This is a genomic window from Streptomyces sp. NPDC053474 (assembly GCF_044544845.1).
In the GTDB taxonomy this organism is placed as follows: Bacteria; Actinomycetota; Actinomycetes; order Streptomycetales; family Streptomycetaceae; genus Streptomyces.
Genome location: NZ_JBITXV010000006.1, coordinates 173,779 through 196,683 on the forward strand (window position 1 = coordinate 173,779; position 22,905 = coordinate 196,683).

Below are 22,905 nucleotides of genomic sequence, written 5' to 3' on the forward strand. Positions count from 1 at the left end.
CCCAGGAGGTTCCATGCGCTTGGAGGCCTTTCAACCGCAGGTCGGCGTGCACTGTGAAACCACGACGCTGCGCAACATGCTCCACCACGCCGGTGCGCGCCTTTCGGAACCCCTCCTCTTCGGACTCGGCCAGGGAATCGACTTCCAGTACTGGGACGCGCCGGATCCCGGGCGCGGCGCGCCGATGCTCACCGGCCGCGTCGGCCCCGGCGAGATAGCGCACCGGGCCTGCGCGGCACTCGGCGTGGAACTGTGCCAGTCGCGGCCGCCCGACCCCGACTCCGCGCGCACGCGCACCGCCGAACTCCTCGCCGCGGGCCACGTGGTGGGCGTGACCGTCGACATCTACCACCTCGACTACTTCTCGTCGCGGAGCCACTTCGCCTCGCACTACATCGCGCTGTACGGCCTCGACGACGACCTCGCGCACGTCGTCGACACCGCACAGCAAGGCGGGGCGCGGACGCTCCCGGTCGAGTCGCTGCGCCGGGCGCGGAACTCCCGCGAGGGATTCCTGCCGTCGCCGAACCTCCAGATGCACATCGGCGGCCTGCCGCAACGACTCACCACCGAAGGCCCGGCCGTACCGCACGAGCAGATCTGGCACGCCGTCCGCGCCACCGCGCGGCGGATGCTGACCGACCGCGGCCCTCGGCGCGGCCTCAACGGGCTGCGGAGGGCCGCGGCGGAGGTCTCCAGGTGGCACGAGACCCTGACGCCCAGCGAGGAACTGGTGCCCGCCACCGGGCGCTTCTGGCGGTACGCGGGCACGGGCGGAGCGAACTTCCGGGCGCTGTACCGCGACTTCCTCCGCGAGGCGCGCCACCGGACCGGCGACCAAGCTCTGGACCGCGCGGCCGACGCTGTCGAGGGCGTGCGGCAGCAGTGGGACGAGGCGATCGACCTCCTGCTCGGCTACGGCGAAGCGACCGACCCCGGCGGGCGGCTCAAAGCCGTCGAGGCCCTCCTGCACGCGATCGCGGACGCCGAACAGTCGGCCTTCGAGCACCTGCACCGCCTCGCCGGGGAACGGGCGGGTGACGCGTCATGACCACGCAGGGGATCGACCGGCTCCGCACGACCCGGGTGAAGACCGTCTGCCGCATGTGCCACGGCGGCTGCGGCGCGATCGTCGACCTGGTCGAGGGCGTTCCGACCGCCATCCACGGCGACCCCGACAACCCCACCAGCGAGGGGTACTTCTGCGTCAAGGGCAAGGCGGCACTCGACCTCGTGCACAGCCCCGACCGCCTCACCACCCCGCTGATGCGCACGGGACCGCGCGGCTCCGGGACGTTCCACCCCGTCAGCTGGGACACCGCCCTGGAGCGCGTCGTCGGCGAACTCACCGCGAACATCGAGCAGTACGGACCCGAATCGATCGTCCTGGGCCAGGGAACCGACCGGAACTACCAGGAGTGGGTGTTCCGGCTCGCGAACGCGATCGGGACGCCCAACGTGGTCGGCCCGGCCCACGTGTGCTTCTACCCCCGCGTCATGGCCTCCGTCCTGACGTACGGCGGATTCACCTTCTGCGACTACGACGGCGACCCCCACGTCATCCTGCTCTGGGGGAGCAACAAGCCGAACACCCACTCCGACGGTGTCATCGGCATCAAGCTCCTGCGCGCCGTCGAGCGCGGCAGCCGCGTCATCACCATCGACCCGCGCCGCACCCGGACGGCGGCCCGGTCGAGCCTCCACCTCGCCGTCCGGCCGGGCACCGACGGCGCCCTCGCGCTCGGCATGATCAAGATCGTCATCGACGAGGGCTGGTACGACCACGACTTCGTGGCCGCGCACACCACCGGCTTCGCCGAACTCGCCGACCACGTCCGCGCCTACGACCTCGACACGGTGGCCCGCGTCACCGGCCTCGCCCCGGAGCGGATCCTGGAGGCGACGCGCGCCTACGCCCTCGCACCACGGGCCTGCGTCGAAGCGGGAACCGGCGTCTCCCAGAACGAGAACTGCTTCGACACCTACCGGTCCATCGCCATCCTCTCCGCGATCTGCGGAAACCTCGACGCCCCCGGCGGCGACCTCATCTGGGACCCGATGCCGATCGAGGGCCGCCGCGCCTTCCCGCGCACCGACCTCCTCGGCGACGACCAGGCGAGGAAACGCATCGGCGGGGACAAGCACAAGGTCCTCTCGATGTCCGGCTGGGTCGCCCCCGGCGACCTGCACGAGGCCGTCCTCAGCGGATCCCCGTACCGGATCAGCTCGCTGGTGCTCTTCGGCAGCAACGTCCTGACCTCGTACGAGAACACCCAGGCGGTCCTGAAGGCCCTGGCGAAGCTCGATCTGATCGTCGTCTGCGACCTGTTCATGACGCCGACGGCCAGGTTCGCCGACGTCGTGCTGCCCGCGTCGAGCTGGCTGGAGCGGGACCAGATCGTCGAGTTCAACTCCTACCTCGCGGCCAGGAGGAAGGTGACGCACGTCGACGGCTGCCGGTCGGACGAGGACATCATCCTGGAACTCGCCGCCCGGCTCGGCCTCGGCCACCACTTCTTCCCCTCCGTGGAAGCGGCCCTCGACGCCAAGCTGGCCGGGATCGGACTGACCTGGGAGCAGTTCAAAGAAGTCGGCTACATCCGGAACGAAAAGCGCTATTTCAAATATCGGACCGACGGCTTCCGCACCCGGTCGAAGCGGGTCGATCTCGTCAACAACGCATTGCGCGCCATGGGTTACCGGGAACTGCCGGGATTCAGAACCCCACCGGCCCCGAGCCCCGGACTTCCCTACCTCATGACGAGCGCCCACCCGCGCCAGTTCTACAACAGCGAATACCACCAGCTGCCGACCACGGCACGCGGCCGGGCCGCGCCGCGGCTGACCGTGCATCCGCTGGCGGCGGAGCGAGAGGGCCTCAAGGACGGCGACGAGGCCGAACTGTTCGCACGGCCCGGCGGGCGCGGGGTGCGCATGGAGGTCAAGGTCTCCGAGGACGTCGAACCGCACGTCGTAGTGGCGGACGCCTGTTGGTGGTATCCCGAAGAATCCTCGGTCGCCGCCTCCCTGACGTCCTCCGTCAATCAGGTGACAAGCAACGATCGGACCGATGAGCATATGGGGAGCGCGACGATGAGAGGCGTACCCGTAGGAATTCGGCGAGCCGGCGCACCGTCCGGCCGGGCGACACGAGCCGACCATGAATAGCGCGCGCGGCAGCGTCGCCGCCCGGATCCCGGAGACCGACGAAGGCCTGCAAGGCGACGACCTTGCGCTCAAGTACGACCAGATGCAGCGCCACATCCGCGATCAGGGCTGGCTGCGGGAGAAGGTCGACGACATCTTGGCGGCGGACATCACCTCCGGCGCCGTCCTGGAGGTCGGCTGCGGACCGGGCTATCTCGGCCTGGAGTGGATCAAGCAGGTCACCGGTCCCGTGAGCCTCACGGGCGTCGACATCTCCGAGGCCATGGTCCGCCGCGCGCGCGGGAACGCGGTCGAGTACGGCGTGGCCGAGCAGTGCGCCTACGCGTGCGGTGACGTCCTGGCGCTGCCGTACGAGGACGGCAGGTTCGCGCACGCGTTCAGCGCCAGCTCCCTGCACGAATGGGCGGACCCGGTGCGGGCCCTCGCCGAGATCCACCGCGTCCTGCGCCCCGGGGGCCGGTACTGCGTCATGGATCTGCGCCGAGACATCGACCGCACGACCTTTCAATTCATGAAGGCGAATATCGCGGCCGACATGCGGCCGGGTTTTCGCTCCTCGATCCGCTCCTCCTACATCAGGAGCGAGGTCGAAGCGGTACTGCGCGACGCGGCGCTCACGACGGCCGCCGTGACGGAAGTCCAGATGGGCATCGTCATCGCCGGAAGGAAGGAAGCGTGATGGGCTCGATCACGGAGGGCTGGCCGACGATTTCCGCCAGCCGCGACGGACGCTTCCCCAAGCGTCAGAACTTCGACACGGCCTGGAAGCAGATCCTCGAAACCTCCGACGCCTGGCGGTACGCGGACTGCGCGGAATACATCCGCGGCTGGTGCGGGCACGCCCCCGACCACATCGTCGACCAGGTCGCGGGCGTCAACCACGTCGGCATCTACATGGGCGACTACGAACGCGACGAGGACATCCTCTCCTGGAACGCCTATCTGCGGGACCTGCAGAAGTCCGCGCACATCGCGACCGTCGAGATGGGACCGTCGTACATCTCCCCCCGGCAGTACGGCACTCCGGGCTGGTGGAACGCGCTCGTCCTCCCGGACGGCCGCGCCATCGAAACGTTCGCCTGCATGGAATTCGGCCCGTGGGCGGAGCGCGCCGTGGACGAACGCCGACGCCTCATGTCCCACGTCGCCATCGACACCCGGACCGAGGACGGCGTCCGCTCCGTCCTGGACGCCCTCGAACGGGACGTCGACAGCCTCGAAGTCATCGCGTTCACCGAAGCGGACGAACTCGGCCACACCTACGGCCACGTGCGGAACAACGCCGACATGTCCGTGCTCGAAATCGTGTACCAGGCGCCGCGGGACGAGAGTGAACAGCCCCATGGGAGTCATTGACATCACGCCGTTCTCCGGCGACCACTGCGAATCCACCGCCCTGGTGAACATGCTGCGCAACCGCGGCATCGACCTCAGCGAACCCATGGTCTTCGGACTGGGGCAGGGCCTGTCCTTCCTCTACTGGCACGCGAAGCAGATGCCCGCCCCGTTCCTCGCCGGGCGCGTCAAGCCGGACCAGCTCATGCGCAACGCGGCCCGGGCCCTCCGCCTCGACCTGCGGGAGCGGCGGACCGCGTCCCGGGCGAAGGCCGAGTCGAGCCTCGTCGAGGCCCTCGACAACGGCGACGTGGTGGGCCTGAAACTGGACCGCTACCACCTCGACTACGCCCAAGAGGACCACCACTTCGCCGCGCACTACGTCGCCTGCGTCGGCTACGAGGACGACCGGTTCGTGGTGGTCGAGACCTCCTCGCTCGGGGTCCGGTCGACGTCCCGGCAGAGCATGGCCGAGGCCCGCGCCGCCAAGGGGCCCATGAGCTCGCGCAACCTCTCGTTCGTGATCGGGTCCGACGGATACGACCCGACGGCGCTGGCAGAGGCCTGCCGGGCCTCGATCCGGGCCACCGCGCGGGACTTCCTGCGCCCGCCCATCGCGAACCTGGGCTTCAAGGGCATCGCGAAGACCAGCGCGGTGATGCGCAAGGGGTGGGACCGCCTGGAAGACCCCGGCCGCGTCCTCGGGCTCGTCGGCACCAGCATGGAGGAGGGCGGCACCGGCGGCGGGCTCTTCCGGACGCTGTGGGCCCGCTTCCTCGAAGAGGCCCACGGCCTCACCGGCATCGCGGCGTACGAGCGCGGCGCGACCGAGTACCACCGCGTCTCCGAGCGGTGGACGGCGGTGGCGAACCTCCTGCGCGAGGCCGACGACTCCACCGCGCACGCGGCCCTCGACGAGGCCGCGGCGATCGTCGCCGAGCTCGCGACCGAGGAGCAGAAGGCGATGGCCGAGCTGGAGGAGGCATCCCGATGACCACGCTCGCCCGGCCCGCGGAGCGCGACGCGCGCGACAGGCTCCGCGACGTGCTGCTCGCCCGCGTCGACGTCGCCCGCCACGTGGCGGAGGTGACCTCCCTCGACCGGCGGGCCCTCGACTCCTGGGTGCGCCAGGCGCTCGCGGCGACGGTGGCGCACGCCTGCGGCAACTCCCCGTTCTACGCCGACTTCGTCCCGGCCCACCTCGCCCGGGCCGCCGCGGACGGCGACCCCGGAGCGTTCCGCGCGCTGCCCTTCACCACGCGTGAGCACCTCTGCGCCGCCTACCCTCTCGGCATGCTGGCCGTCCCGCGCAGGGACGTCATCCGGTTCGACGAGAGCTCGGGCACGGGCAACGGACGGCCCGTCGCGGCGTTCTTCACGAGGGGGGACTGGCTGGAGAACAACCTGACGGTCGCCACCCTGCTCTCCTGCGTGCTGGACGAGCGGGACGTCGCGGCCATCGCCGTCCCCTACGAACTCGCCGGGGTGGGGCAGGACCTCGACCGCGCCATCGAGGTCCTGGGGTGCACCATCGTCCCGCTGGGCGCGGCCTCGCCCTCCTGCACGCCCGAGCGCATGGTCGACGCGCTGCACCGCTCGGGCGCCACCACGCTCGTGTGCTCGGGAACGCGCGCGCTGTACCTCGGCGAGATCGCCCGGCGCCGGGGCCTCGACCCGCGCACCGACCTCAAGGTCTCCAAGATCCTCATGGCCGGTGAAGGGGCGTCCCCGGCCAAGAAGCGGCGCCTGGCCGACCAGTGGGGCGCCACCGCGTACTCGATGTTCGGGATGACCGAGACCAACACGCTCGCCATGTTCTGCGCGCACCGGGAACTGCACCTCGTCGAGACGCGCACGTACTTCGAGGTCGTGGACCCGGCGTCCGGCGAGCCCCTGCCCGACGGCAGCGTCGGCGAGCTCGCCCTGACGACGCTCGCGAGCCGGGCGATGCCCCTGCTGCGCTACCGGACCGGGGACGTCTGCCAGATCGAGGCCGCGCCCTGCGCGTGCGGCTCGCCGCTGCGCAGGCTGCGCCACCGCGGCCGCATCGGCGACCGGATCCGGATCGGCGAGCGGGGGACGTCGCAGCTGGAGATCGAGGACATCGTCCTCGGGGCCATGACCCGGCCGCCGTACTACTTCGCCTTCCACGTCGACGGCGGCGTGCTTGAGGTCGCCCTGCCTCCGGCGAGCGCCGCCGACGACGCGACCAGGACGGCGGTCGCCGACGGCGTCCAAGGCCGCCTCGGGGCGCCGACCCGGCTGCGCCGACTCGACGTCACCCGGTTCGAGACCGCGCTGCGCACCTCGGCCAAGCCGACCATGCGCACCTTCAGCGCGCACCAGGAAGGGGGCTGAGGCGTGCCGACCGAACTGCCGCTTCCCACCCGCCTCCCGCTCGCGGGGCGGTTCGCGATCGACCAGACCTGCATCGACTGCCGCCTCTGCCAGGACCTCGCACCACAGAACTTCGAGTGCGACGTCGACAACGACGTCCACTACGTCTGCAAACAGCCCGAAACGATGGATGAGCTCGAATGTGTCATCGACGCGCTGGACTCCTGCCCGACCGAATCGATCCGGTATCTGGCTGCGTCTACGGAGGAGTGATGGCGGAATGTCAAGCCTAGAACATCCGGGGCGAGCCGAAGCGGGTGCTGAACGCGCCGCCGACGGGCGGCGGACGACCGAACTCGGGCCGGTGGCCGAGAGCTACGACCAACTGCACCGCATCGACCTCCTCGCCCTGGCGCGGGAGTCGCGGGGGGTGCCCCCGGCGTCCTACGACTCGTTGGTGTGCGCCGTCTTCCAGGCCGCGGAAGTGTGTCTGCTCAACCTGGTGCGGATGGCGGCCCGGACGCAGGCGTGCGTCGAGGCGGAGGACATCGCGGGCGCGTCCCGCTCCATCCAGTGGAGCAACGGATTCCATCGGCTGCTGCGCAAGCTCGGCTCGGTGATGTTCGACTTCCGCAGCATCTTCGGAGCCAGCAGCACCGCCGGACCCACGAGCATCAGCATCGCCGACTCCGCCGGATACGCGGCGTACGCCGACGCCCTGCGCGGCCTCGAAGAGACCGTGAAGGAGTCGCTGCTGCTCGGCGCGCCGGAGGTGGCCCGCGCGACGATCGCGTCGAAGAGCATCGACGACGCGCTGTACCGCGTGCTGCACGGCATCAGGATCGGCTGTCACGACGCGACGAAGTGGGAGGGCGACCTCACCGGGATCCCCGTGGAGACCCACCGCAGCGTGGACGAACTCCTCTCCACCGAGATCCTCGCCCGGGCGGTCGCCGCCACCGAGCTGAACGCGTCGACGATGCACGGCGAGTTCGTCGCCCTGCACCAGATCCCGGAGATCCTGTGCGCCGAGGCCAATGACCACCTCGAAGTCGCCATCCGGCACCTCCGCTCGTCGTCCCTGAGCGAGGCGGCACAGCACCTCGCGGCCTGCCGCACGATGCTGGAGCCGATCGTCGAGGCGCAGCGGGTCATGGCCGAACACCTGGCGACCGGCGAGTACCACGCGTTCCGTACGAACCTCGGCCCGGCGAGCGGTACGCACTCGCTGGCGATCAAACAGCACATGTTCAAGGACCTGTTCAAACACCTGTGGAACGACATGGAGGCGTGGTTGGGCTCGCTGGGGGAGCCGTCCCTCGACGACGCCGTGCGGCACATCGACGAGCGCCGCCACCAGGACGCGGCGGCATGGCTGCGGCACAGCGTGGTCGACCAGGCCTTCCAGCTCCACTTCGCCCACCAGGAGTGGCGGCACGAGCATCTGCACATGCCCCGGAACTGCCTGGGCAGCGGCGGGACGAAGTCGATGATCGGCATCCCCGACGGGCCCCAGGCGGTCTACAAGATGCGCGAGGCGGCCAACTGCCAGAGCGCGCTCGCCGCGGTGCACCGGGCCCGGCGCGTGAGCCTCGCGAACTCCGCGCCGGACTCGCCGCTCGCCAAGCTCATCGCGGACCCGGCGTCGGTGGACTCCGAGCTGATGCGCGTGGTGGGCGAGGCGACGCGCGAGTACTTCCCGCAGGTGCAGGAGCAGAGCTACCAGCCGTTCCGCTCGGGTGCGGCCGAGCGAAACCCCTAGGAGTGCTGACGGTGACGACAGCAGAACCGAGGGCCTCCGACACCGCGGGGCCGAGCAACGACATCGAGATCCTGCCGGGCTCCCCCGGAGGCGCGTGGCACGGCCAGGAGTACACGGCCAGCCTCCGCGACAAGCGCGAGGTCTGGTCCGACGGACGCCGGATCGACGTGACCGCCGAACCGAGGTTCCAGCCGATGCTGACCACCCTGGCCGGGCTCTACGACGACCAGCACGCACCGGACCGCGCGGACGAGATGCTCTACCGCTCCGCCACCACGGGCAGGCTCGTCAGCCGCTCCTACCTCGCGCCGTCCAGCAGGGAGGAGCTCAGCCTGAAGTGGCGCAACTCCCGCCGCTGGGCGCAGAGTTCGGGCGGCCAGATCTCCCGGGTGCCCGACTTCATGGCGAACGTCGTCGTGGGCCTCTACGACTACCGCTTCGAGCTGGCGAAGGTGGATCCGGAGTTCGGCCGCAACGCGGAGAACTACTACCACTACTGCCGCGAGAACGACCTCTCCCTCACGCACGGCCTGGGCGACCCCCAGATCGACCGGTCGTCGAGCCCCGTCGAACGCCCCGAACTCGGGCTGCGCGTGGTGCGCCGTGGCGCGGACGGCATCGTCGTACGGGGCGCCAAGCAGATCGCGACCCTGGCCCCCTACGCCCATGAGGTGCTCATCTACCTCTCCCCGGCGAACTACCTCCGCGAGGACCCGAGTTACGTCTGCTGGTTCGGCGTTCCCATCGGCACCCCGGGCCTGCGCGTCCTGTGCCGGAAGTCGTACGTCGACGAGTCCGGCGGCCTGGCCTCACGGTTCGACGAGCAGGACGCCATGCTCGTGTTCGACGACGTGTTCGTGCCGATGTCGCGGGTGTTCCTGCTCGACGACTCCGGCGTGGCCGCCCGGGGATTCCGCGAGCTCAACAAGTGGTCGCTGTACACCGGCCAGCTCCGCTTCTACTACCGGCTGCGGACCATGCTCGGCGTGGCGTCGCTCCTCGCCCAGTCGATCGGCGTCGACAAGTTCCGCGAAGTCGCCGCCCTGCTCGGCGAGTTGACCTCGTACGTCGAGGTCGTGCGCCTCGGGCTCGCCGCGGTGGACACCGAGTGCGCGCCGACCGCCTCCGGACTGCTCGCCCCGGGCTCCACGGCCGCGCTCGACGCCGTCGCCGGGGGCTTCTCGGCCCGGGCGTCGGCGATCATCCGGCAGATCGGCGCCTCGGGCCTGATCATGCAGCCCACGCACGGCGACCTGGGCGCGGCCGAGCTGCGCGAGGTCCTGGACACCTATATGTGCGGGCGGGACGTCGGCGTGGACGAGAAGGCCCGGATCTTCGGCCTCGCCGCGGACCTCGTCGTCGACCGCTTCGGGATGCGCCAGGAGCTCTACGAGTCCTGGAACCGCGGGGACCCGGCCCGGGTCCGCTCGATGCTGTACGCCACGTATCCGGACCTGGAACGGTGCGAGAGCCAGGCCCGCGAGCTGCTCGCAGGACGGAACGGCAGCCATGAGTCGTGACCGCATTGTTCTCGAGGGAGTGGCCACCCACAATTTGAAGTCCGTCGACGTCTCGTTTCCCAAGGGAAAGCTGGTCGTCGCCGTCGGGGTCTCGGGTTCGGGCAAGTCGTCCCTCGTCATCGACACCCTGTTCGAGCATTCGAAGTCGCTGTACTTGGGTGCCCTGTCGAGCAAGTCCCTCGACATGGGGGACGGCGACTACCAATTCGACCGCATCGCGGGCACACAGCCGCCCGTGGCGCTGCGTCAGCGCGACGGCGGCCTGTCGAATCCACGCTCGACCGTCGGCACGCTCACCGGCCTCGACGGGCTCTACCGCCTGCTGTTCGGCGCGGGCTCCCGGCCCGTCTGCCCCGCCTGCCTGGGGCCGACGAAGCCGGATCTGTTCTGCGACGACTGCGGCTGCTTCGCCGAACCGCACACGGCCCGGCACTTCAGTCCGAACCGGAAGGAGGGCAAGTGCCTGCACTGCGACGGCGTCGGTGAGATCGTCGATTTCTCGCTGGAGAAAATCATTCCCGACCCGTCGAAGACGCTGAGGGAAATCTGGGACAACGCCGATCCGGGCACGTTCGCGATTCCCAATGTGCGCAAGGTCTTCGAGGCGATGGCCGCGGACACGGGCATCGACCTCGACACGCCCTTTGAATCGTTGAGTCCGGAACAACGCGAGCGGGTGCTCCACGGCTCGGACACGGTGTACACGATCAAGGTCCGCAAGGTCACCAACGACTTCCGCTTCGAGGGCATCCTGGGATTCCTCCAGCGCTCGTACAAGAACACGTCGTCCGCGTCGCGGCGCAACGCGTTCACGAACTACCTGGGAAAGGAGCCGTGTTCCGCGTGCGCGGGCGGACGGCTCAGGCCCGAGTCGCTGAAGGCGACGGTCGCCGGGCACACCTTCCACGACTTCCAGAGCGACGAGCTGTCGCAGTCGGTCGCCCGGCTGCGGGAGAGCCTGTCGTCGAGCGGACTGCCGCCGCAGGTCCGAGAGCTCGCGACGGCCATCGTCAAGCAGAGTGCAAACATCGTGGAGGTCGGGCTTGGCCATCTGCACCTGCAACGGCCCGTGGCGACGCTGTCCGGCGGCGAGCTCCAGCGGCTGCTCCTCGCCCAGCACCTCGCGAGCGATCTGACCGGGGTCATGTACGTCCTGGACGAGCCCACCGCGGGACTCCACGAGAGCGACACCGGCAAGCTCCTCACCTCGCTGCGCCGGCTCAGGGACCTCGGGAACACCGTCATCGTCATCGAGCACGACGAGACCGTGATCAGGGCCGCCGACTGGATCGTCGAGCTGGGCCCGGGCGCGGGATCGCGCGGCGGCGAGGTCGTCTTCGAGGGCCGCTTCGCGGACCTCCTGCACGCCGTCCGGTCGCCGACGGCGGCCGCCCTGCTGTCCTGTGCGCCGTCCCGCACCAAGGCCGACCTGAGCCGAGGGGAGTGGCTCGCGGTGCGCGACATCACGCGCAACAACGTCGTACGCCAGGCCGCGAGGTTCCCGATCGGCGGGCTCACCTGCGTCTCCGGTGTGTCGGGGGCGGGCAAGAGCTCGCTGGTGGCGGGCGTCCACGACGCCGTGTCGCGGGCCATCTCCCGGCGCGTGGCGGGCCTGGCGGACGACAGCGCCGACGTCGCGGGCGCGGCCGCCCTGGACGAGGTCATCCACGTCGAGCAGCGCGCCATCGGCCGGTCGAGCCGCAGCACGCTCGTCACCTACATCGGCGTCAGCGACCACATCAGGGACGCCTTCGCGGCCTGCGCCGACGCGGCCGAACGCGGCCTCAACCGGGCGCAGTTCAGCCCGAACGTGCCCGGCGGCCGCTGCGAGGCGTGCAAGGGCCTCGGCCTCTCCGAGATCGAGATGACGCTCTTCAAGAGCGAGTTCGTCGTGTGCCCGGAGTGCGAGGGACGCAAGTTCCAGGACCACGTGCTCGACGTGCGCCTGCGCGGCAGCAACATCCACGACGTCCTGTCGATGACCGTCGAGGACGCCCTCGACTGGTTCGAGCCGGACAGCCATCCGAAGGTCGTCCAGGCCCTCACGGTCCTGAACGAGTTCGGCCTGGGATATCTGCAACTGGGGTGCGCGACGACCACCCTCTCCGGCGGGGAGGCACAGCGGCTCAACCTCGCGAGCGAACTCCTCAAACAGCGCCGCAGCCGCACGCTGTTCATCTTCGACGAGCCGACGCGCGGCCTCCACGCCGCCGACATCCGCCATCTCCTGACGCTGTTCGAGCGGCTGCTGTCCGCGGGCAACACCATCATCGTCATCGAGCACCACACGAAGGTCATCTCGATCGCGGACTGGGTGGTCGACCTCGGCCCCGGCGCGGGCGGCGACGGCGGCCGCGTCATCCACTGCGGCACCCCCGAGGACCTCGCCGACAACCCCCAGAGCAGCACGGGACAGTACGTACGCGAGCTCCGGGACGGTGTCGGTCTGTCGGTCCCACAGCCGGAGGAGACCGACGCCTCCGGGGCGGTGGACCACGCGCGGCCGGGCGGGGCGCCCGATCTGCGGGGCCTCGCGGAGCTGCTGCCGCTGGCCATCACGGTGGTCGCCGGGACCAAGCGGCACGCCGAGCAGAACGGGGCGACGCCCTACGGGCTCGTGATCGGCTCGCTCACTGTCGTCTCCGAGGAACTCGCGCTGATCGGCTTCCTGGTGCGCTCGCGCAGCACGAGCTGGTCGGCCATCGCGGGCGAGGGCCGGTTCTGCGTCAACGTCCTCGACGAACAGCAGACGGACGTGGCCGCCGCGCTCTCGCGGGGCAGGCCGGACAGCCGCTTCGAGGACCTGTCCTGGACCCCGTCGGCCAACGGCTGCCCCCGGCTCTCCGGTGCCTTCGGGACCATCGACTGCCGCCTGGAGTCGGCGTACCAGCTCGGCGATCACGAATTCGTCCTGGCGAAGGCCGTGAGCGTCGACGTAAACCCCGAACAGGACCAGCGTCCGCTGCTGCGCACGGGCCCGCCCGACAGCGCCCTGGACGCCTACGGATGGCGCCGCTACGACGACGAGGCGGGGGTGAGGTGACGATGTCCGAGCCCGCAGCGAGGCTCTACGAGCGCTTCCTGGAGCTCCTGACACCGGGGCCGGGACCCGCCGGGCCGCCCCCGCCGCGCGACGGCCGCGCACCGGCCCGCGCGCGCTACGGCGAGCGGCTCGACGGCGCGGGCCGCTCGCACCCCGTCCTCATCACGCGGGACGAGTGGATCCTCGACCAGATCGACCTGGCCCGGTCCTTCGACCAGCTCCTGACGGCGGACGACGTCGTCGTGGTGGCGGCCCCGTACGAACTGTCCTTCACCGGTGCCGGAGTCGACCGCGCCATCGAGCTGATCGGCGCGTCCGTGATCTCCGTGGGCACCAGCAACACCATCTGCCCGATGCCCCGGCTGCTCGCGCTGATCAAGGAGTACGAGGCGACGGCCCTGGTCTGCTCGCCGAGCCTGGCCACCGAACTGGCCGTCCTCGCGCGCGCGTCGCAGCAGCCGCCCGACCACGCGAGCGTCCGGTCCGTGATCTGCGTGGGGGAGGCCTGCTCGCGCGAGCGCCTGGACCGGATCGGCGCCGCGTGGGGGGCGCGGGCCCGCACGCTGTATGGGACCGCGTCGACGCCCACCGTGGCCGTTCCGTGCGCGTACGGTGCGCTGCACGTGTGCGACCACCGGCTGCGGGCGTCCGTCCGGGACGTGCGGAGCGGCCGGACGGCCCCGGACGGGGCCCGGGGCGAGCTGCTGCTCGCCCCCGCGGACACCGGCCCGCCGGGCGGCGGGAGCCGTGCGACCGGGGAGCTCGTCGAGCTGGGGCCCGCGGACGGCAGGTGCGCCTGCGGTGCGAAGAGCACCGTCCTGACCCCGCTCGGCCGCGTGAGCGAGGCGGTCGCCACCCGCTCCGGACCGGTCTGCGCGGTCGACGTGGAGCGCGTCGTCTTCGACCGCGCCGACCTGGCGCCGCACTTCGCCTGCGCCGTCCGGGAGGGCGGATTCGACGTGACGTGCGCGGTCACGGACGGCGTGACGGCCCGCGACGGAGCGGCGCAACGGTCGCTGGAGAAGCGGATCCGCGCGGAGCTGGACGTCGACGTCGAGGTCAGGATCGTCGCCGTGCACGACTGGAACACCGCCGTGTCCTGACCTTCTCCCGGCCGCGGCGAAGCCCTCGCCGAGGTCGAACCACCGGTGGCATCTCGAGGAGACGAGACGTATGAGGGTAGCGGTAGTACAGACCCGCTGGGCCGACGATCACCACGAAGGCCTGCAGAGCGCGTACAAGGCGATCGAGGAAGTCTGCCGCGGCGGCGACATCGACATGGTCTGCTTCCCCGAGTTCCTGCTCGGCCCGCCGTGGTACATGCCGGGCCAGGACGGTCTGCGGGGGCGCACCGACACACCCATCCCCGGGCCCGTCGTCGACGGCTTCCAGTCCCTGGCCCGCAAGGTCGACACGAACATCCTCCTGGGCTCGATCGTGGAGGACCTCCAGGACGGGATGTACCGGAACACCTCGCTCGTCATCGGCCGCCAGGGAGCCATCACCGACCGCGCCGTCAAGGCGCACGCCTTCGGCAACGAGATGGTCGTGTGCCGCCAGGCCGAGTCGCTCGGCGTCATGCGGACCGAGTTCGGCCTGATCGGCGTGGCCGTGTGCTCCGACTTCTGGATCCCGGAAGTCATCCGGCTGCTCGCCCTCGCCGGAGCGCGCACGATCTTCGTGCCGGGCGGGACGCTCCGCCAGAACCAGGCGCTGATGGTGAACGCGCTGCGCACCGCGGCGTACCTCAACGACGTCACCATCGTCTACGCCAGCTCGGTCGGCGTCGTCAGGGGCGTGCGCGGCGACCGCCTCGTCGAGATCCACTTCGCCGGTACGAGCCTGGTCACCACGCCGGGCGGCATCGTCGCCCGGGCGGGCAGCGACGAGCCGGAGGTCCTGGTCGTCGACCTCCCGTCCCCGGCCGACGGTGACGGGCCCGCGGGCGGCGACGGCCGGCGCTGGCAGGAGCTGCGCAGGCCCGGCGCGTACGGGGCGCTCCTGAACGGCTACGTCGGAGCGCGCCGCGACCTCGCCGCCGAACTGCGGTCGAGCATGGCCGAGGCGCACGGCGGCACAGCGGACCGAGGTCGCCCGGTCGGGTCGACCCCAGCCAGTGAGGGGACGGGTTCGTGACCATCTTCGTAGCGCAGCACGCGCGGCGTCCGAGCGCCGAGGCGACGGCCGAGGTCGTCCTGGACGACCTCGACAGCTGGGTGAGCGCCGAGGCCAAGTTCGTCGTCCTGCCGGAGAACGCGTTCGCCGGGAGCGACGGCTCCCTGGTCCTGCCGCTCGACCTGCGGGAGCGGTGTCTGGAGCGCCTGACGAGGCTGGCGCGCAGGCGCGGCACCTACGTCCTCACCGGTTCGTGGGCCGAGGAGCGCTCCGGCGGCGACCCGGTGCAGGTGACCCGCCTGCTCGACCCGAGCGGTGCGGTCCGCGCGCAGGTGGAGCGGCCGCTCATGCCCGACGGGACGACGGGCACCGGGGACGACTTCCCCGTCGTCGAGACCGAGTTCGGCCACGTCGGCGTGTTGCTCGGCCCCGACTTCTGGCTGGTCGAGCCGCCGCGCATCGAGTGCCTCGGCGGCGCGGAACTGCTCCTCGTCGCGGGCTCGCTCGACGGCAGGGAGCAGGCCGCGCAGCGGGCCGCCGTCTGGGGCATCGCGACCCTCAACACCGTCGCGGTGGCCTTCGCGAGCGGTCTCAGCGACCGCTCCGGCGGCGGCAGCGCCGTGGCGATGCCCGAGGGGTTCGCCGCCGAGGGAGCCACGCACGAGACCGTCCTCGAAGCGCCCTGGGACCTCGAACGCGTCCGGTACCTCAGGGAGCCCGACCTCCGCTTCCAACAGACGCTGTGGTTCGGCCTGTGGGCACGCCGACCCGAGCTGTACGCGGCGCTCGTGGACGGTCACGACACGGCCGGGCACCCGAGCCGGGCGCGGGTGAGTTGAGATGCGAAGCGAGGGCATCCCCGCGTCCGTCGTCCGGCGCCGGATCGCGGCCGAGATGGACGACGACGTTCCGTGGAACCGCGTGCTCAACTCCATCTGCACCGAACCGCACCCCCTGGGCGTGGAGATGGCCGCGGCCGCGGCGCACACCAACCTGGGCGACGTCCGCATCTTCCGCGGGTCCAAGCGGATCGAACGCAAGGCCGTCCAGCTGCTCCTGGCCCTGCTCGGCAACCCCGAAGGCTCCGGGAACCTGGTGTCCGGCGGGACCGAGGCCAACCTCATCGCGATGCTGGTGGCCCGCGAGTCGGCGCGCGCCCGCGGGCGGCTCACGCACCGGCCCGAGGTCGTCGTCAGCAGCACCGTGCACTTCTCGTTCACCAAGGTCTTCGGGCTCCTGGGCCTGACCCCGGTCGTCGTCCCCGTCGACGCGGCGCTGCGCCTGCCCGCCGACGACGTGGCCCGGCGGATCAACGAGCACACCATCGCGGTCGTCGCCACCGCGGGCAGCAGTGAGTTCGGCGTGGTCGACGCGGTCGACGCGATCGCCCACGCCGTGTCCGCGCACGAGGTCCATCTGCACGTCGACGCGGCCACGGGCGGCTTCATCATCCCCTTCGCCCGCGAACTCGGCCACGACCTGCCGCAGTTCGACTTCTCGGTCGACGGCGTCGACTCGATCACCATCGACCCGCACAAATACGGACTCGTCAGCGTCCCCGCCGGCGCGATTCTCTTCCGGGGCGCCGAGGACGCCGGAACCTTCGCCTTCGACTCGTTCTTCATCGACACACCGACCCACCACACATTCCTCGGCACGCGCCCCGGGGGCGCCGCCGTCGCGACCTACGCCGTCCTCGAACACCTGGGACATGCGGGATTCCTCTCGATCACGCGCACCAACTACGAGGTGACCGCTCATCTCGTGGCCGGGCTGCGCGCGGCCGGTTGCACCTTGTTCATCGAGCCGGAGCTGAACATCGTCGTCGTCAGAATGCCGAACGCCGCGAAGATTTCGGAACGGCTCGAATCGTGGGGCTGGATCGTCTCGACGTCCAAGCGGTTCGTCGAGACCCTGCGCCTCGTCGTCGCCCGGCACGTCACACGGGACATGGTCGACGAATTCATTCCGGTGCTCGACCGGGCCCGCAAGGAAATAGAGGCCGAGGTGGCGGCGGAGTGATGTCAGCGAGCCAGGCGGCAGCCGAGCGGACGGGAGCCGCGCGATGAGTCTTTTCCGCGGCCCCGCCACGCGCATCGCCGCGATCCAGATGTGGATCGAGCCCGGAATGCGGGAGGAGAACCAGGCGCGGGCGGCCAAGATGCTCTCGGTCGCGGCCGAGCGGAAGGCGGATCTGGTCTGCCTGCCGGGCGCGTTCGCGACCGGGGTCAATTTCCCCACCTTGCGCGCGGACGCGACCGCGAGCGACGGCCCCGTGGTGGAATTCCTCGCGGACCAGGCCCGCGGTCTCGGAATCCACATCGCCGCGGGCGTCCTCGTGGCCGAGGGCCGTGACATCTACGACGCGGCCGTGCTCGTGGGGCCCGGTGGCGACGCGCTCGGCTGGTACCACCGCGCGTGCGTCTGGGCGGGGGAGGCGGAGTACGTGTCCACCGGGGTGCCGGGCACCGCCATCGACACGCCCGTCGGGCGGATCGGGCTCCTCGTCGGCTACGACATCCGCTTCCCGGAGGCCAGCAGGCAGTACCTGCTCCAGGGCGCCGACGTCGTCGTCTGCGTAGCGAACCTGTTCGCGCCCTACTCGCACCCGGTGCGGTCGATCTGCCGCGCCCGGGCCGCGGACAACGAATGCGCACTCGTCCTGGCCAGCGCCGTCGGGGAGAACCGGTTCGCGATGATGCCCTACCTCGGCCGCAGCCTGATCGTCGACGGACTCGTGCAGGACGCCCGCGAGGACCCGGAGGCGGATGTCCTCGCCGAGGCGGGCGCGGGCACGCGCGACACCGTGATCGACGCGGCCGTGCATCTGCGGCAGCGGCGCAAGCTGCGCGCGGGGCTGCCCTTCCACGACGACGCCCGCTCGACCTGGGCCACCGCCCACCGGGGGGCGTGAGCGATGAGGACAGGCCGTATGCGACCGGACCACGCCCGGTCGGAGCGCTCCGGCTGGCTCGCGGACGTGAGCGGGCTCGTCGCCATGGACCTCCGGCAGTTCCTGGACAACCGCCTGTTCGCGGTGTCGACCCTCCTGACGTCCGTGTCGATGGTGCTCGCGTTCGGCGCGGCGACCGACCAGATGGTGAGCCCCTCGGACTCGGCCACCAACTACTTCGGATTCGTCTTCCCGGGCATCGTCGCCTCGGGCATCATGTTCAGCTGCACCTACACCGTCGGCTACACGATGATCATCGATCGGAATCGAAGAACGATCGAGGATCTCATCCTGTCCCCCCTTTCGTACTCGGGATTCCTGCTCGCCAGGCTCATCGGCGTCGTGTTGAAGTGCCTCTTCCAGTTCGTCCTCGTCCTCATTCTCGGAGTCTGGGTCTTCGACGCCCGGATCGAGTCGATGCCGCTCTTCGTGCTCGGCTTCCTGGCGACCTGTATGGCCTTCGCGGGACTCGGAATCCTGGTCGCGACGTACACGAACGAGATCTCGTTTCCGGGGGTCGTGAACATCATCGTGATCCCCCTCATGTATTTCGCGGGCATCTTCTTTCCCCTGCGGAACCTCGGAACTCTGGGGTCCGTCTTCGAAAGACTGCCGCTCGCGGTGCACGTCGAGATCTTCCGGGCGGCCACCGGGGAAGGGCCTTCGGTATCGGCCTTGTCGCTGCTTCTCGCCGTCGCCTATGCTCTGCTGGCGGTCGGTATCGCCTCGTTCGCATTCCGCTGGAGGATCGGCCATGGCTGATACGGCAAGGGGCGCCGCGCCGCCCGTGCTTTCAGTAGCGAAGCTCGAATACCGGGTGAGTCCGAACTTCGCGCTCCGCCACATAGAATTCTCCGTGACCGCCGGTGAAGGCGTCGCCGTCATCGGCACGAACGGTTCCGGGAAAACCACGCTGATCCGGCTCATCGCGGGCCTGCTGCGCCCGGGCGACGGCACGGTGGAGATCTGCGGAACGCCGCCGCGCCGCTGGGGCCAGGTCAGCCGCCACATCGGCTACGTCCAGCAGACGAAGGAACTGCCCGACGGCGTCTCGGTCGAGACGTACGTCAAGCACCAACTCAAGCTCCGGCGGGCCGACGCGGGCCGCTACGAGGAACTCATCGCCCTGGCCGACCTCGAACGCCACCACGACCAATACGTCCGCACCCTCTCCGGGGGAAGCCAGCGCAAGCTGCACGTCATCTGCGCGGTCGCGCACCGCCCCGACCTCCTCATCCTCGACGAGCCGACGACAGGGCTCGACCCGACAGCGCGCGAGACCCTCCTCGAACTGCTGCGGAGCCTGAAGCGGGACGGCGTCGGCATCGTCTTCGCCAGCCATCACCGGGACGAACTCCTCGCGCTCGCCGACTCCGTGGTGGTGCTGCACGAGGGGCGTCAGCTCAAGGACGCCTCGCTGGCGGCCGTCACCAGGTCGGGCGAGCGGTCGAGCCTGGTCCTTGAGGCGTTCTCCGACCCGCAGTGCGCGCAGCTGCGGTCCTGGGCGGCGCGCCAGGTGATGCCGAGCGGTCTGATCCGCTCCGCCCACGACGTCGAGAACGGCGTGAGGGTCGCACTGGGCGCGGGCGACCACCGGAACTCACTGGCGGAGGTGGTGGCCAGGGCGCACGCCGAGGGCATCGCGCTCCGCTCCGTTTCCTACTTCGAGCCCACTCTGGCGGACGTCGTCCGAGCCATCGTCGAGCAAGCCGAATTGGAGCAACTGGTATGAGCATCACCACGACCAGCATGCCGTTCTGGAAAGAGTATCCCGAGCGCGACAACGAGTGGGTGCGGCAGTACCCGACGAAGCACGTGCCGGTCGCCGAGGAAGAGGTCTTCGCCCGCAAGCCCATGGGCGCGTACGTCCACATCCCGTTCTGCAACCGCCTGTGCTTCAGCTGCCCCTACATCAAGCACCAGACCGACCGCGACCTGACCCGCACCTACCTGGACGCCCTGAAGGCGGAGATCACCAACTACGCCGAACGCCCCTACGTCCAGGACCACGAGATCACCCTGGGCTACATCGGCGGGGGGACCCCGACCGCGCTCACCGCACCCCAGCTCGACGACCTGCTCGGACATCTCTTCGGCAGCCTGCACATGGCCGAGGACGCGGACTTCTCCATCGAGACCACGCCCGTCGACATCACCGAGCGCAAGGCCCGGGTCCTGCTCGACCGGGGCGTACGACGCGTCAGCCTCGGCGTCCAGACCTTCGTGGCGGAGGAGCTGAAGAACCTGGGCAGGCCGAACGACCCGGAGATGCTGAAGAACAGCATCCGCCTGCTCCGCGAGTGTGGCTTCGAGAACATCAACATCGACCTGATGCACGGCATCAACGGACAGACGATGGAGAGCTGGGAGCACAGCCTCGACGTCGCCATCGAGCTCGGTGTGACCTGCGTGTCCTTCTACACCTACATGGAGTTCGCGCAGGTCTCCACCAAGCGGCGCAAGCTCCCGCCCGTGCCCGACCGGGCGGTCGTCGACGACATGTTCCTCTTCGCCGCCGACAAGCTCACCCGGCACGGCTTCCTGGGCTACTACGGCGACTGCTTCGCCAAGCCCGGGTACCAGCCGAAGTACGGCGAGACGTCGTGGAGCGAGGACGTGCCGATCATCCCGCTCGGCCCGACCGCGACCGGTCACCTGCGGGACTACTGGTACTTCAACGAGCCCGACATCGGCCGCTACATCGAGACCGTGCGGGACGGCCGCCTGCCCATCGCCATGGGCAAGCACATCACCAAGTCCGAGGCGATCCGGCGCTCCATGGTCCTCGGGGTGAAGGCCGGACGCGTCGACCGGGAGACCTTCCGCAGGCTGCACGGCGTCGACTTCGTCGAGATGTTCCGCGCCGAGATCGACGACCTCGTCGACAAGGGCCTGGTCACCGTCGACGACAAGGGCATCGAGGTCACAGGACCCAAGGGCTGGTACTACCTCGACAACATCTCGAAGGCGTTCTACTCGCCGGAGTACCGGCGCTACCCCCAGCACCTGGGCGCCGACATCTCCCCCTTCATCTCGTCGCGTTCGCTGCCGCTGGAGATCGTCACCAGGCCGTCGGCCGAGGAGGCCTGCCATGAGCACTGACACACGGCTCCTCGACCTGGACGCCCGGGTGCCGCAGACGGCCCCCTACGCCGACATCGAGGGCGTGCGCGCCTACGACCTCGGCATGCGCCGCTCCGCGCTGATGGCGTACAAGCGGCCGACCGACCGCATCATGGCGAACGTCCGGGACGGGATGACCGACCTCGTCGAAGTGGGCTTCAACACCGGCCTGTTGTCCCTGCACGTCGCCGGGAAGCTGCCGCACCTGGCGGTGTCCGGGGTGGAGGAGAACCAGAACCTCGTCGACGTCGCCGAGGACAACCTGACGCTCGCCGTGTGGGCGAACACCGAGGGCGACGTCGAGTTCGAACTCGCCAAGCTGAGCCGTCTGCCGTTCCCCGACGACTCGGCGGACATCGTGTTCTCGTTCTCCTCCCTGCACCGCTGGCGCAGGCCCGTCGAGACGCTGAAGGAGTGCGCCCGGATCTGCAAGCCCGACGGCCTCGTGATCATCGAGGACATCAACCGGCACGCGGAGGAGGGGCACATCACCTTCATCCTCCAGTTCGTGAAGGAGGGCGGCGACGAGTTCATGAGGTCGCTGCAGTCGGCGTACTGCCGCGAGGAAGTGGTCGAACTGCTCGACCAGGCCGGTCTGAAGGACTGGCACGTGGCCGAGGAGGACCTCGGCCTCGTCATCTCCTCGCGCCCCATCGAGCCCGTGAGCATGTGATGTCGGCCGTCACGATCGCAGTCGTCCAGATGGAGTCGAAGCTCGGACGGCACACGGCGAACATGCGGCGCGCCGAGCGGTACGTCGCGGAGGCGGTCGGGCGCGGAGCGACCCTCGTCTGCCTGCCCGAGGCCTTTCTGACGTCGGGCAACATCCTTGAGGTCGCGGACGTGGCGGTCCCGATCCCGGGCCCGGAGACCGACCGCCTGGGCAAGCTCGCCCAGGAGGCGAACATCCACCTCGTGGCCGGTCTCCTGGAGCGCGGCGACGACGGCGCGTACTACAGCACCTCGGTCCTGTTCGGCCCGGACGGGACCCTCATCGGCCGCTACCGGCGCGTGCACTGCCACGAACTGGAGAGCCGGTACCTGTCCAGCGGATCCAACTACCCCGTCTTCGACGTCGAGTTCGGCCGCGTCGGCCTCCTCCAGGGCTACGACATCAACTTCCCCGAGGCCGCGCGGGAGTACTACCGCCGCGGAGTCGACCTGCTGGTGTGCTCGGCCCTGGTCCCCGAGATGTTCGGGTACGTGGCCAACCTCCGGCTCCTCGCGCGGGCCGTGGACACCGAGTGCGTCATCGCGTTCGCGTCCGGCATCGGTACGAACCTGTACGCGGGCTTCGGCTACATGGGGTGCAGCCAGGTCGTGGCGGACCCCCTGTTCCTGGAGGCGGAGCAGTTCGACTTCGTCGACGGCGACGAACGCATGGTCTTCCTGGAGAGCGGTGAAGGCGTGGGCGTCGTCGAGGTCGACATGGAGCGCATGCGCCGCTACCGGAAGTCGGCCACCTTGCGCGCGGATCTCCAGCCTGCGACGTACTGGCGGTCCCTTGAGGTCGCGGGCGCTCCTCACGTGGGCGAACGGAAGTGATGGC

20 protein-coding genes are annotated in these 22,905 nt (G+C 70.1%); all 20 read left to right on the forward strand.

From position 1 onward, the window contains the following. Positions 1–13 precede the first annotated feature (13 nt). The 20 genes from ACIG3E_RS16160 (at position 14) to ACIG3E_RS16255 (ending at position 22,901) form a co-directional block, all read left to right on the forward strand. Complete coding sequence (locus ACIG3E_RS16160; protein ID WP_399616130.1) at positions 14–1,051, forward strand: BtrH N-terminal domain-containing protein; 1,038 nt, start codon at positions 14–16, stop codon at positions 1,049–1,051. Further along, the gene (locus ACIG3E_RS16165) at positions 1,048–3,168 is read left to right on the forward strand and encodes a molybdopterin-dependent oxidoreductase (protein WP_399616132.1); all 2,121 of its coding nucleotides are present in this window, start codon (positions 1,048–1,050) and stop codon (positions 3,166–3,168) included. Before ACIG3E_RS16160 ends, ACIG3E_RS16165 begins: the two co-directional genes overlap by 4 nt. After that, on the forward strand, positions 3,161–3,847 hold the full coding sequence (locus ACIG3E_RS16170; RefSeq protein WP_399616134.1) for a class I SAM-dependent methyltransferase: 687 nt from the start codon (positions 3,161–3,163) through the stop codon (positions 3,845–3,847). Before ACIG3E_RS16165 ends, ACIG3E_RS16170 begins: the two co-directional genes overlap by 8 nt. Continuing rightward, on the forward strand, positions 3,847–4,524 hold the full coding sequence (locus tag ACIG3E_RS16175) for a hypothetical protein (protein WP_399616136.1): 678 nt from the start codon (positions 3,847–3,849) through the stop codon (positions 4,522–4,524). Before ACIG3E_RS16170 ends, ACIG3E_RS16175 begins: the two co-directional genes overlap by 1 nt. Next, the gene (locus tag ACIG3E_RS16180) at positions 4,511–5,497 is read left to right on the forward strand and encodes a BtrH N-terminal domain-containing protein (RefSeq protein ID WP_399616138.1); all 987 of its coding nucleotides are present in this window, start codon (positions 4,511–4,513) and stop codon (positions 5,495–5,497) included. Before ACIG3E_RS16175 ends, ACIG3E_RS16180 begins: the two co-directional genes overlap by 14 nt. Beyond that, complete coding sequence (locus ACIG3E_RS16185) at positions 5,494–6,861, forward strand: phenylacetate--CoA ligase family protein (protein WP_399616140.1); 1,368 nt, start codon at positions 5,494–5,496, stop codon at positions 6,859–6,861. The genes ACIG3E_RS16180 and ACIG3E_RS16185 overlap by 4 nt, the downstream gene beginning before the upstream one ends. Before the next feature lie 3 nt (positions 6,862–6,864). Continuing rightward, positions 6,865–7,113 (forward strand): ferredoxin, encoded by a 249-nt coding sequence (locus ACIG3E_RS16190; RefSeq protein ID WP_366789478.1) that lies wholly within the window; start codon positions 6,865–6,867, stop codon positions 7,111–7,113. Positions 7,114–7,120: 7 nt separating this feature from the next. After that, a complete protein-coding gene (locus ACIG3E_RS16195; RefSeq protein WP_399616142.1) occupies positions 7,121–8,602 on the forward strand; it encodes a hypothetical protein in 1,482 nt (493 codons plus the stop codon). An 11-nt stretch (positions 8,603–8,613) separates the two neighbouring features. Next, a complete protein-coding gene (locus ACIG3E_RS16200) occupies positions 8,614–10,122 on the forward strand; it encodes a 4-hydroxyphenylacetate 3-hydroxylase N-terminal domain-containing protein (protein ID WP_399616144.1) in 1,509 nt (502 codons plus the stop codon). Positions 10,123–10,141: 19 nt separating this feature from the next. Further along, a complete protein-coding gene (locus ACIG3E_RS16205) occupies positions 10,142–13,165 on the forward strand; it encodes a flavin reductase (RefSeq protein ID WP_399616146.1) in 3,024 nt (1,007 codons plus the stop codon). A gap of 2 nt (positions 13,166–13,167) precedes the next feature. Continuing rightward, positions 13,168–14,268, forward strand: a complete 1,101-nt coding sequence (locus ACIG3E_RS16210; RefSeq protein ID WP_399616148.1) for a phenylacetate--CoA ligase family protein — start codon at positions 13,168–13,170, stop codon at positions 14,266–14,268. A gap of 70 nt (positions 14,269–14,338) precedes the next feature. Next, positions 14,339–15,301 carry a carbon-nitrogen hydrolase family protein gene (locus ACIG3E_RS16215; RefSeq protein WP_399616150.1) on the forward strand — a complete coding sequence of 321 codons (963 nt, stop codon included), beginning with the start codon at positions 14,339–14,341 and terminating at the stop codon, positions 15,299–15,301. Then, positions 15,298–16,119 (forward strand): carbon-nitrogen hydrolase family protein, encoded by an 822-nt coding sequence (locus ACIG3E_RS16220; RefSeq protein ID WP_399616152.1) that lies wholly within the window; start codon positions 15,298–15,300, stop codon positions 16,117–16,119. Before ACIG3E_RS16215 ends, ACIG3E_RS16220 begins: the two co-directional genes overlap by 4 nt. Before the next feature lies 1 nt (position 16,120). Then, the gene (gene mfnA / locus ACIG3E_RS16225) at positions 16,121–17,302 is read left to right on the forward strand and encodes a tyrosine decarboxylase MfnA (RefSeq protein WP_399616154.1); all 1,182 of its coding nucleotides are present in this window, start codon (positions 16,121–16,123) and stop codon (positions 17,300–17,302) included. Between the two features lie 43 nt (positions 17,303–17,345). Continuing rightward, positions 17,346–18,194, forward strand: coding sequence for a carbon-nitrogen hydrolase family protein (locus ACIG3E_RS16230; RefSeq protein ID WP_399616156.1), 849 nt, complete (start codon positions 17,346–17,348; stop codon positions 18,192–18,194). Between the two features lie 18 nt (positions 18,195–18,212). Beyond that, entirely contained in the window at positions 18,213–18,995 is a 783-nt protein-coding gene (locus tag ACIG3E_RS16235) for an ABC transporter permease (RefSeq protein WP_399616158.1), read from the forward strand. Further along, positions 18,988–19,965 (forward strand): ABC transporter ATP-binding protein, encoded by a 978-nt coding sequence (locus ACIG3E_RS16240; RefSeq protein WP_399616160.1) that lies wholly within the window; start codon positions 18,988–18,990, stop codon positions 19,963–19,965. Before ACIG3E_RS16235 ends, ACIG3E_RS16240 begins: the two co-directional genes overlap by 8 nt. Beyond that, entirely contained in the window at positions 19,962–21,335 is a 1,374-nt protein-coding gene (locus tag ACIG3E_RS16245) for a coproporphyrinogen-III oxidase family protein (RefSeq protein ID WP_399616162.1), read from the forward strand. Before ACIG3E_RS16240 ends, ACIG3E_RS16245 begins: the two co-directional genes overlap by 4 nt. Further along, positions 21,325–22,029, forward strand: a complete 705-nt coding sequence (locus ACIG3E_RS16250; RefSeq protein WP_399616164.1) for a class I SAM-dependent methyltransferase — start codon at positions 21,325–21,327, stop codon at positions 22,027–22,029. Before ACIG3E_RS16245 ends, ACIG3E_RS16250 begins: the two co-directional genes overlap by 11 nt. Next, a complete protein-coding gene (locus tag ACIG3E_RS16255) occupies positions 22,029–22,901 on the forward strand; it encodes a carbon-nitrogen hydrolase family protein (RefSeq protein WP_399616166.1) in 873 nt (290 codons plus the stop codon). The genes ACIG3E_RS16250 and ACIG3E_RS16255 overlap by 1 nt, the downstream gene beginning before the upstream one ends. Positions 22,902–22,905: the final 4 nt, after the last annotated feature.

Excerpts from the sequence above, each read along its gene's own strand:
- ACIG3E_RS16235 (WP_399616158.1), top strand. The coding sequence starts at position 18,213 with ATGCGACCGGACCACGCCCGGTCGGAGCGCTCCGGCTGGCTCGCGGAC.
- ACIG3E_RS16210 (WP_399616148.1), top strand. The coding sequence starts at position 13,168 with ATGTCCGAGCCCGCAGCGAGGCTCTACGAGCGCTTCCTGGAGCTCCTG.
- ACIG3E_RS16250 (WP_399616164.1), top strand. The coding sequence starts at position 21,325 with ATGAGCACTGACACACGGCTCCTCGACCTGGACGCCCGGGTGCCGCAG.
- ACIG3E_RS16170 (WP_399616134.1), top strand. The coding sequence starts at position 3,161 with ATGAATAGCGCGCGCGGCAGCGTCGCCGCCCGGATCCCGGAGACCGAC.
- ACIG3E_RS16230 (WP_399616156.1), top strand. The coding sequence starts at position 17,346 with ATGAGTCTTTTCCGCGGCCCCGCCACGCGCATCGCCGCGATCCAGATG.
- ACIG3E_RS16255 (WP_399616166.1), top strand. The coding sequence starts at position 22,029 with ATGTCGGCCGTCACGATCGCAGTCGTCCAGATGGAGTCGAAGCTCGGA.
- mfnA (WP_399616154.1), top strand. The coding sequence starts at position 16,121 with ATGCGAAGCGAGGGCATCCCCGCGTCCGTCGTCCGGCGCCGGATCGCG.
- ACIG3E_RS16165 (WP_399616132.1), top strand. The coding sequence starts at position 1,048 with ATGACCACGCAGGGGATCGACCGGCTCCGCACGACCCGGGTGAAGACC.
- ACIG3E_RS16215 (WP_399616150.1), top strand. The coding sequence starts at position 14,339 with ATGAGGGTAGCGGTAGTACAGACCCGCTGGGCCGACGATCACCACGAA.
- ACIG3E_RS16160 (WP_399616130.1), top strand. The coding sequence starts at position 14 with ATGCGCTTGGAGGCCTTTCAACCGCAGGTCGGCGTGCACTGTGAAACC.
- ACIG3E_RS16240 (WP_399616160.1), top strand. The coding sequence starts at position 18,988 with ATGGCTGATACGGCAAGGGGCGCCGCGCCGCCCGTGCTTTCAGTAGCG.
- ACIG3E_RS16175 (WP_399616136.1), top strand. The coding sequence starts at position 3,847 with ATGGGCTCGATCACGGAGGGCTGGCCGACGATTTCCGCCAGCCGCGAC.
- ACIG3E_RS16180 (WP_399616138.1), top strand. The coding sequence starts at position 4,511 with ATGGGAGTCATTGACATCACGCCGTTCTCCGGCGACCACTGCGAATCC.
- ACIG3E_RS16245 (WP_399616162.1), top strand. The coding sequence starts at position 19,962 with ATGAGCATCACCACGACCAGCATGCCGTTCTGGAAAGAGTATCCCGAG.
- ACIG3E_RS16195 (WP_399616142.1), top strand. The coding sequence starts at position 7,121 with ATGTCAAGCCTAGAACATCCGGGGCGAGCCGAAGCGGGTGCTGAACGC.
- ACIG3E_RS16185 (WP_399616140.1), top strand. The coding sequence starts at position 5,494 with ATGACCACGCTCGCCCGGCCCGCGGAGCGCGACGCGCGCGACAGGCTC.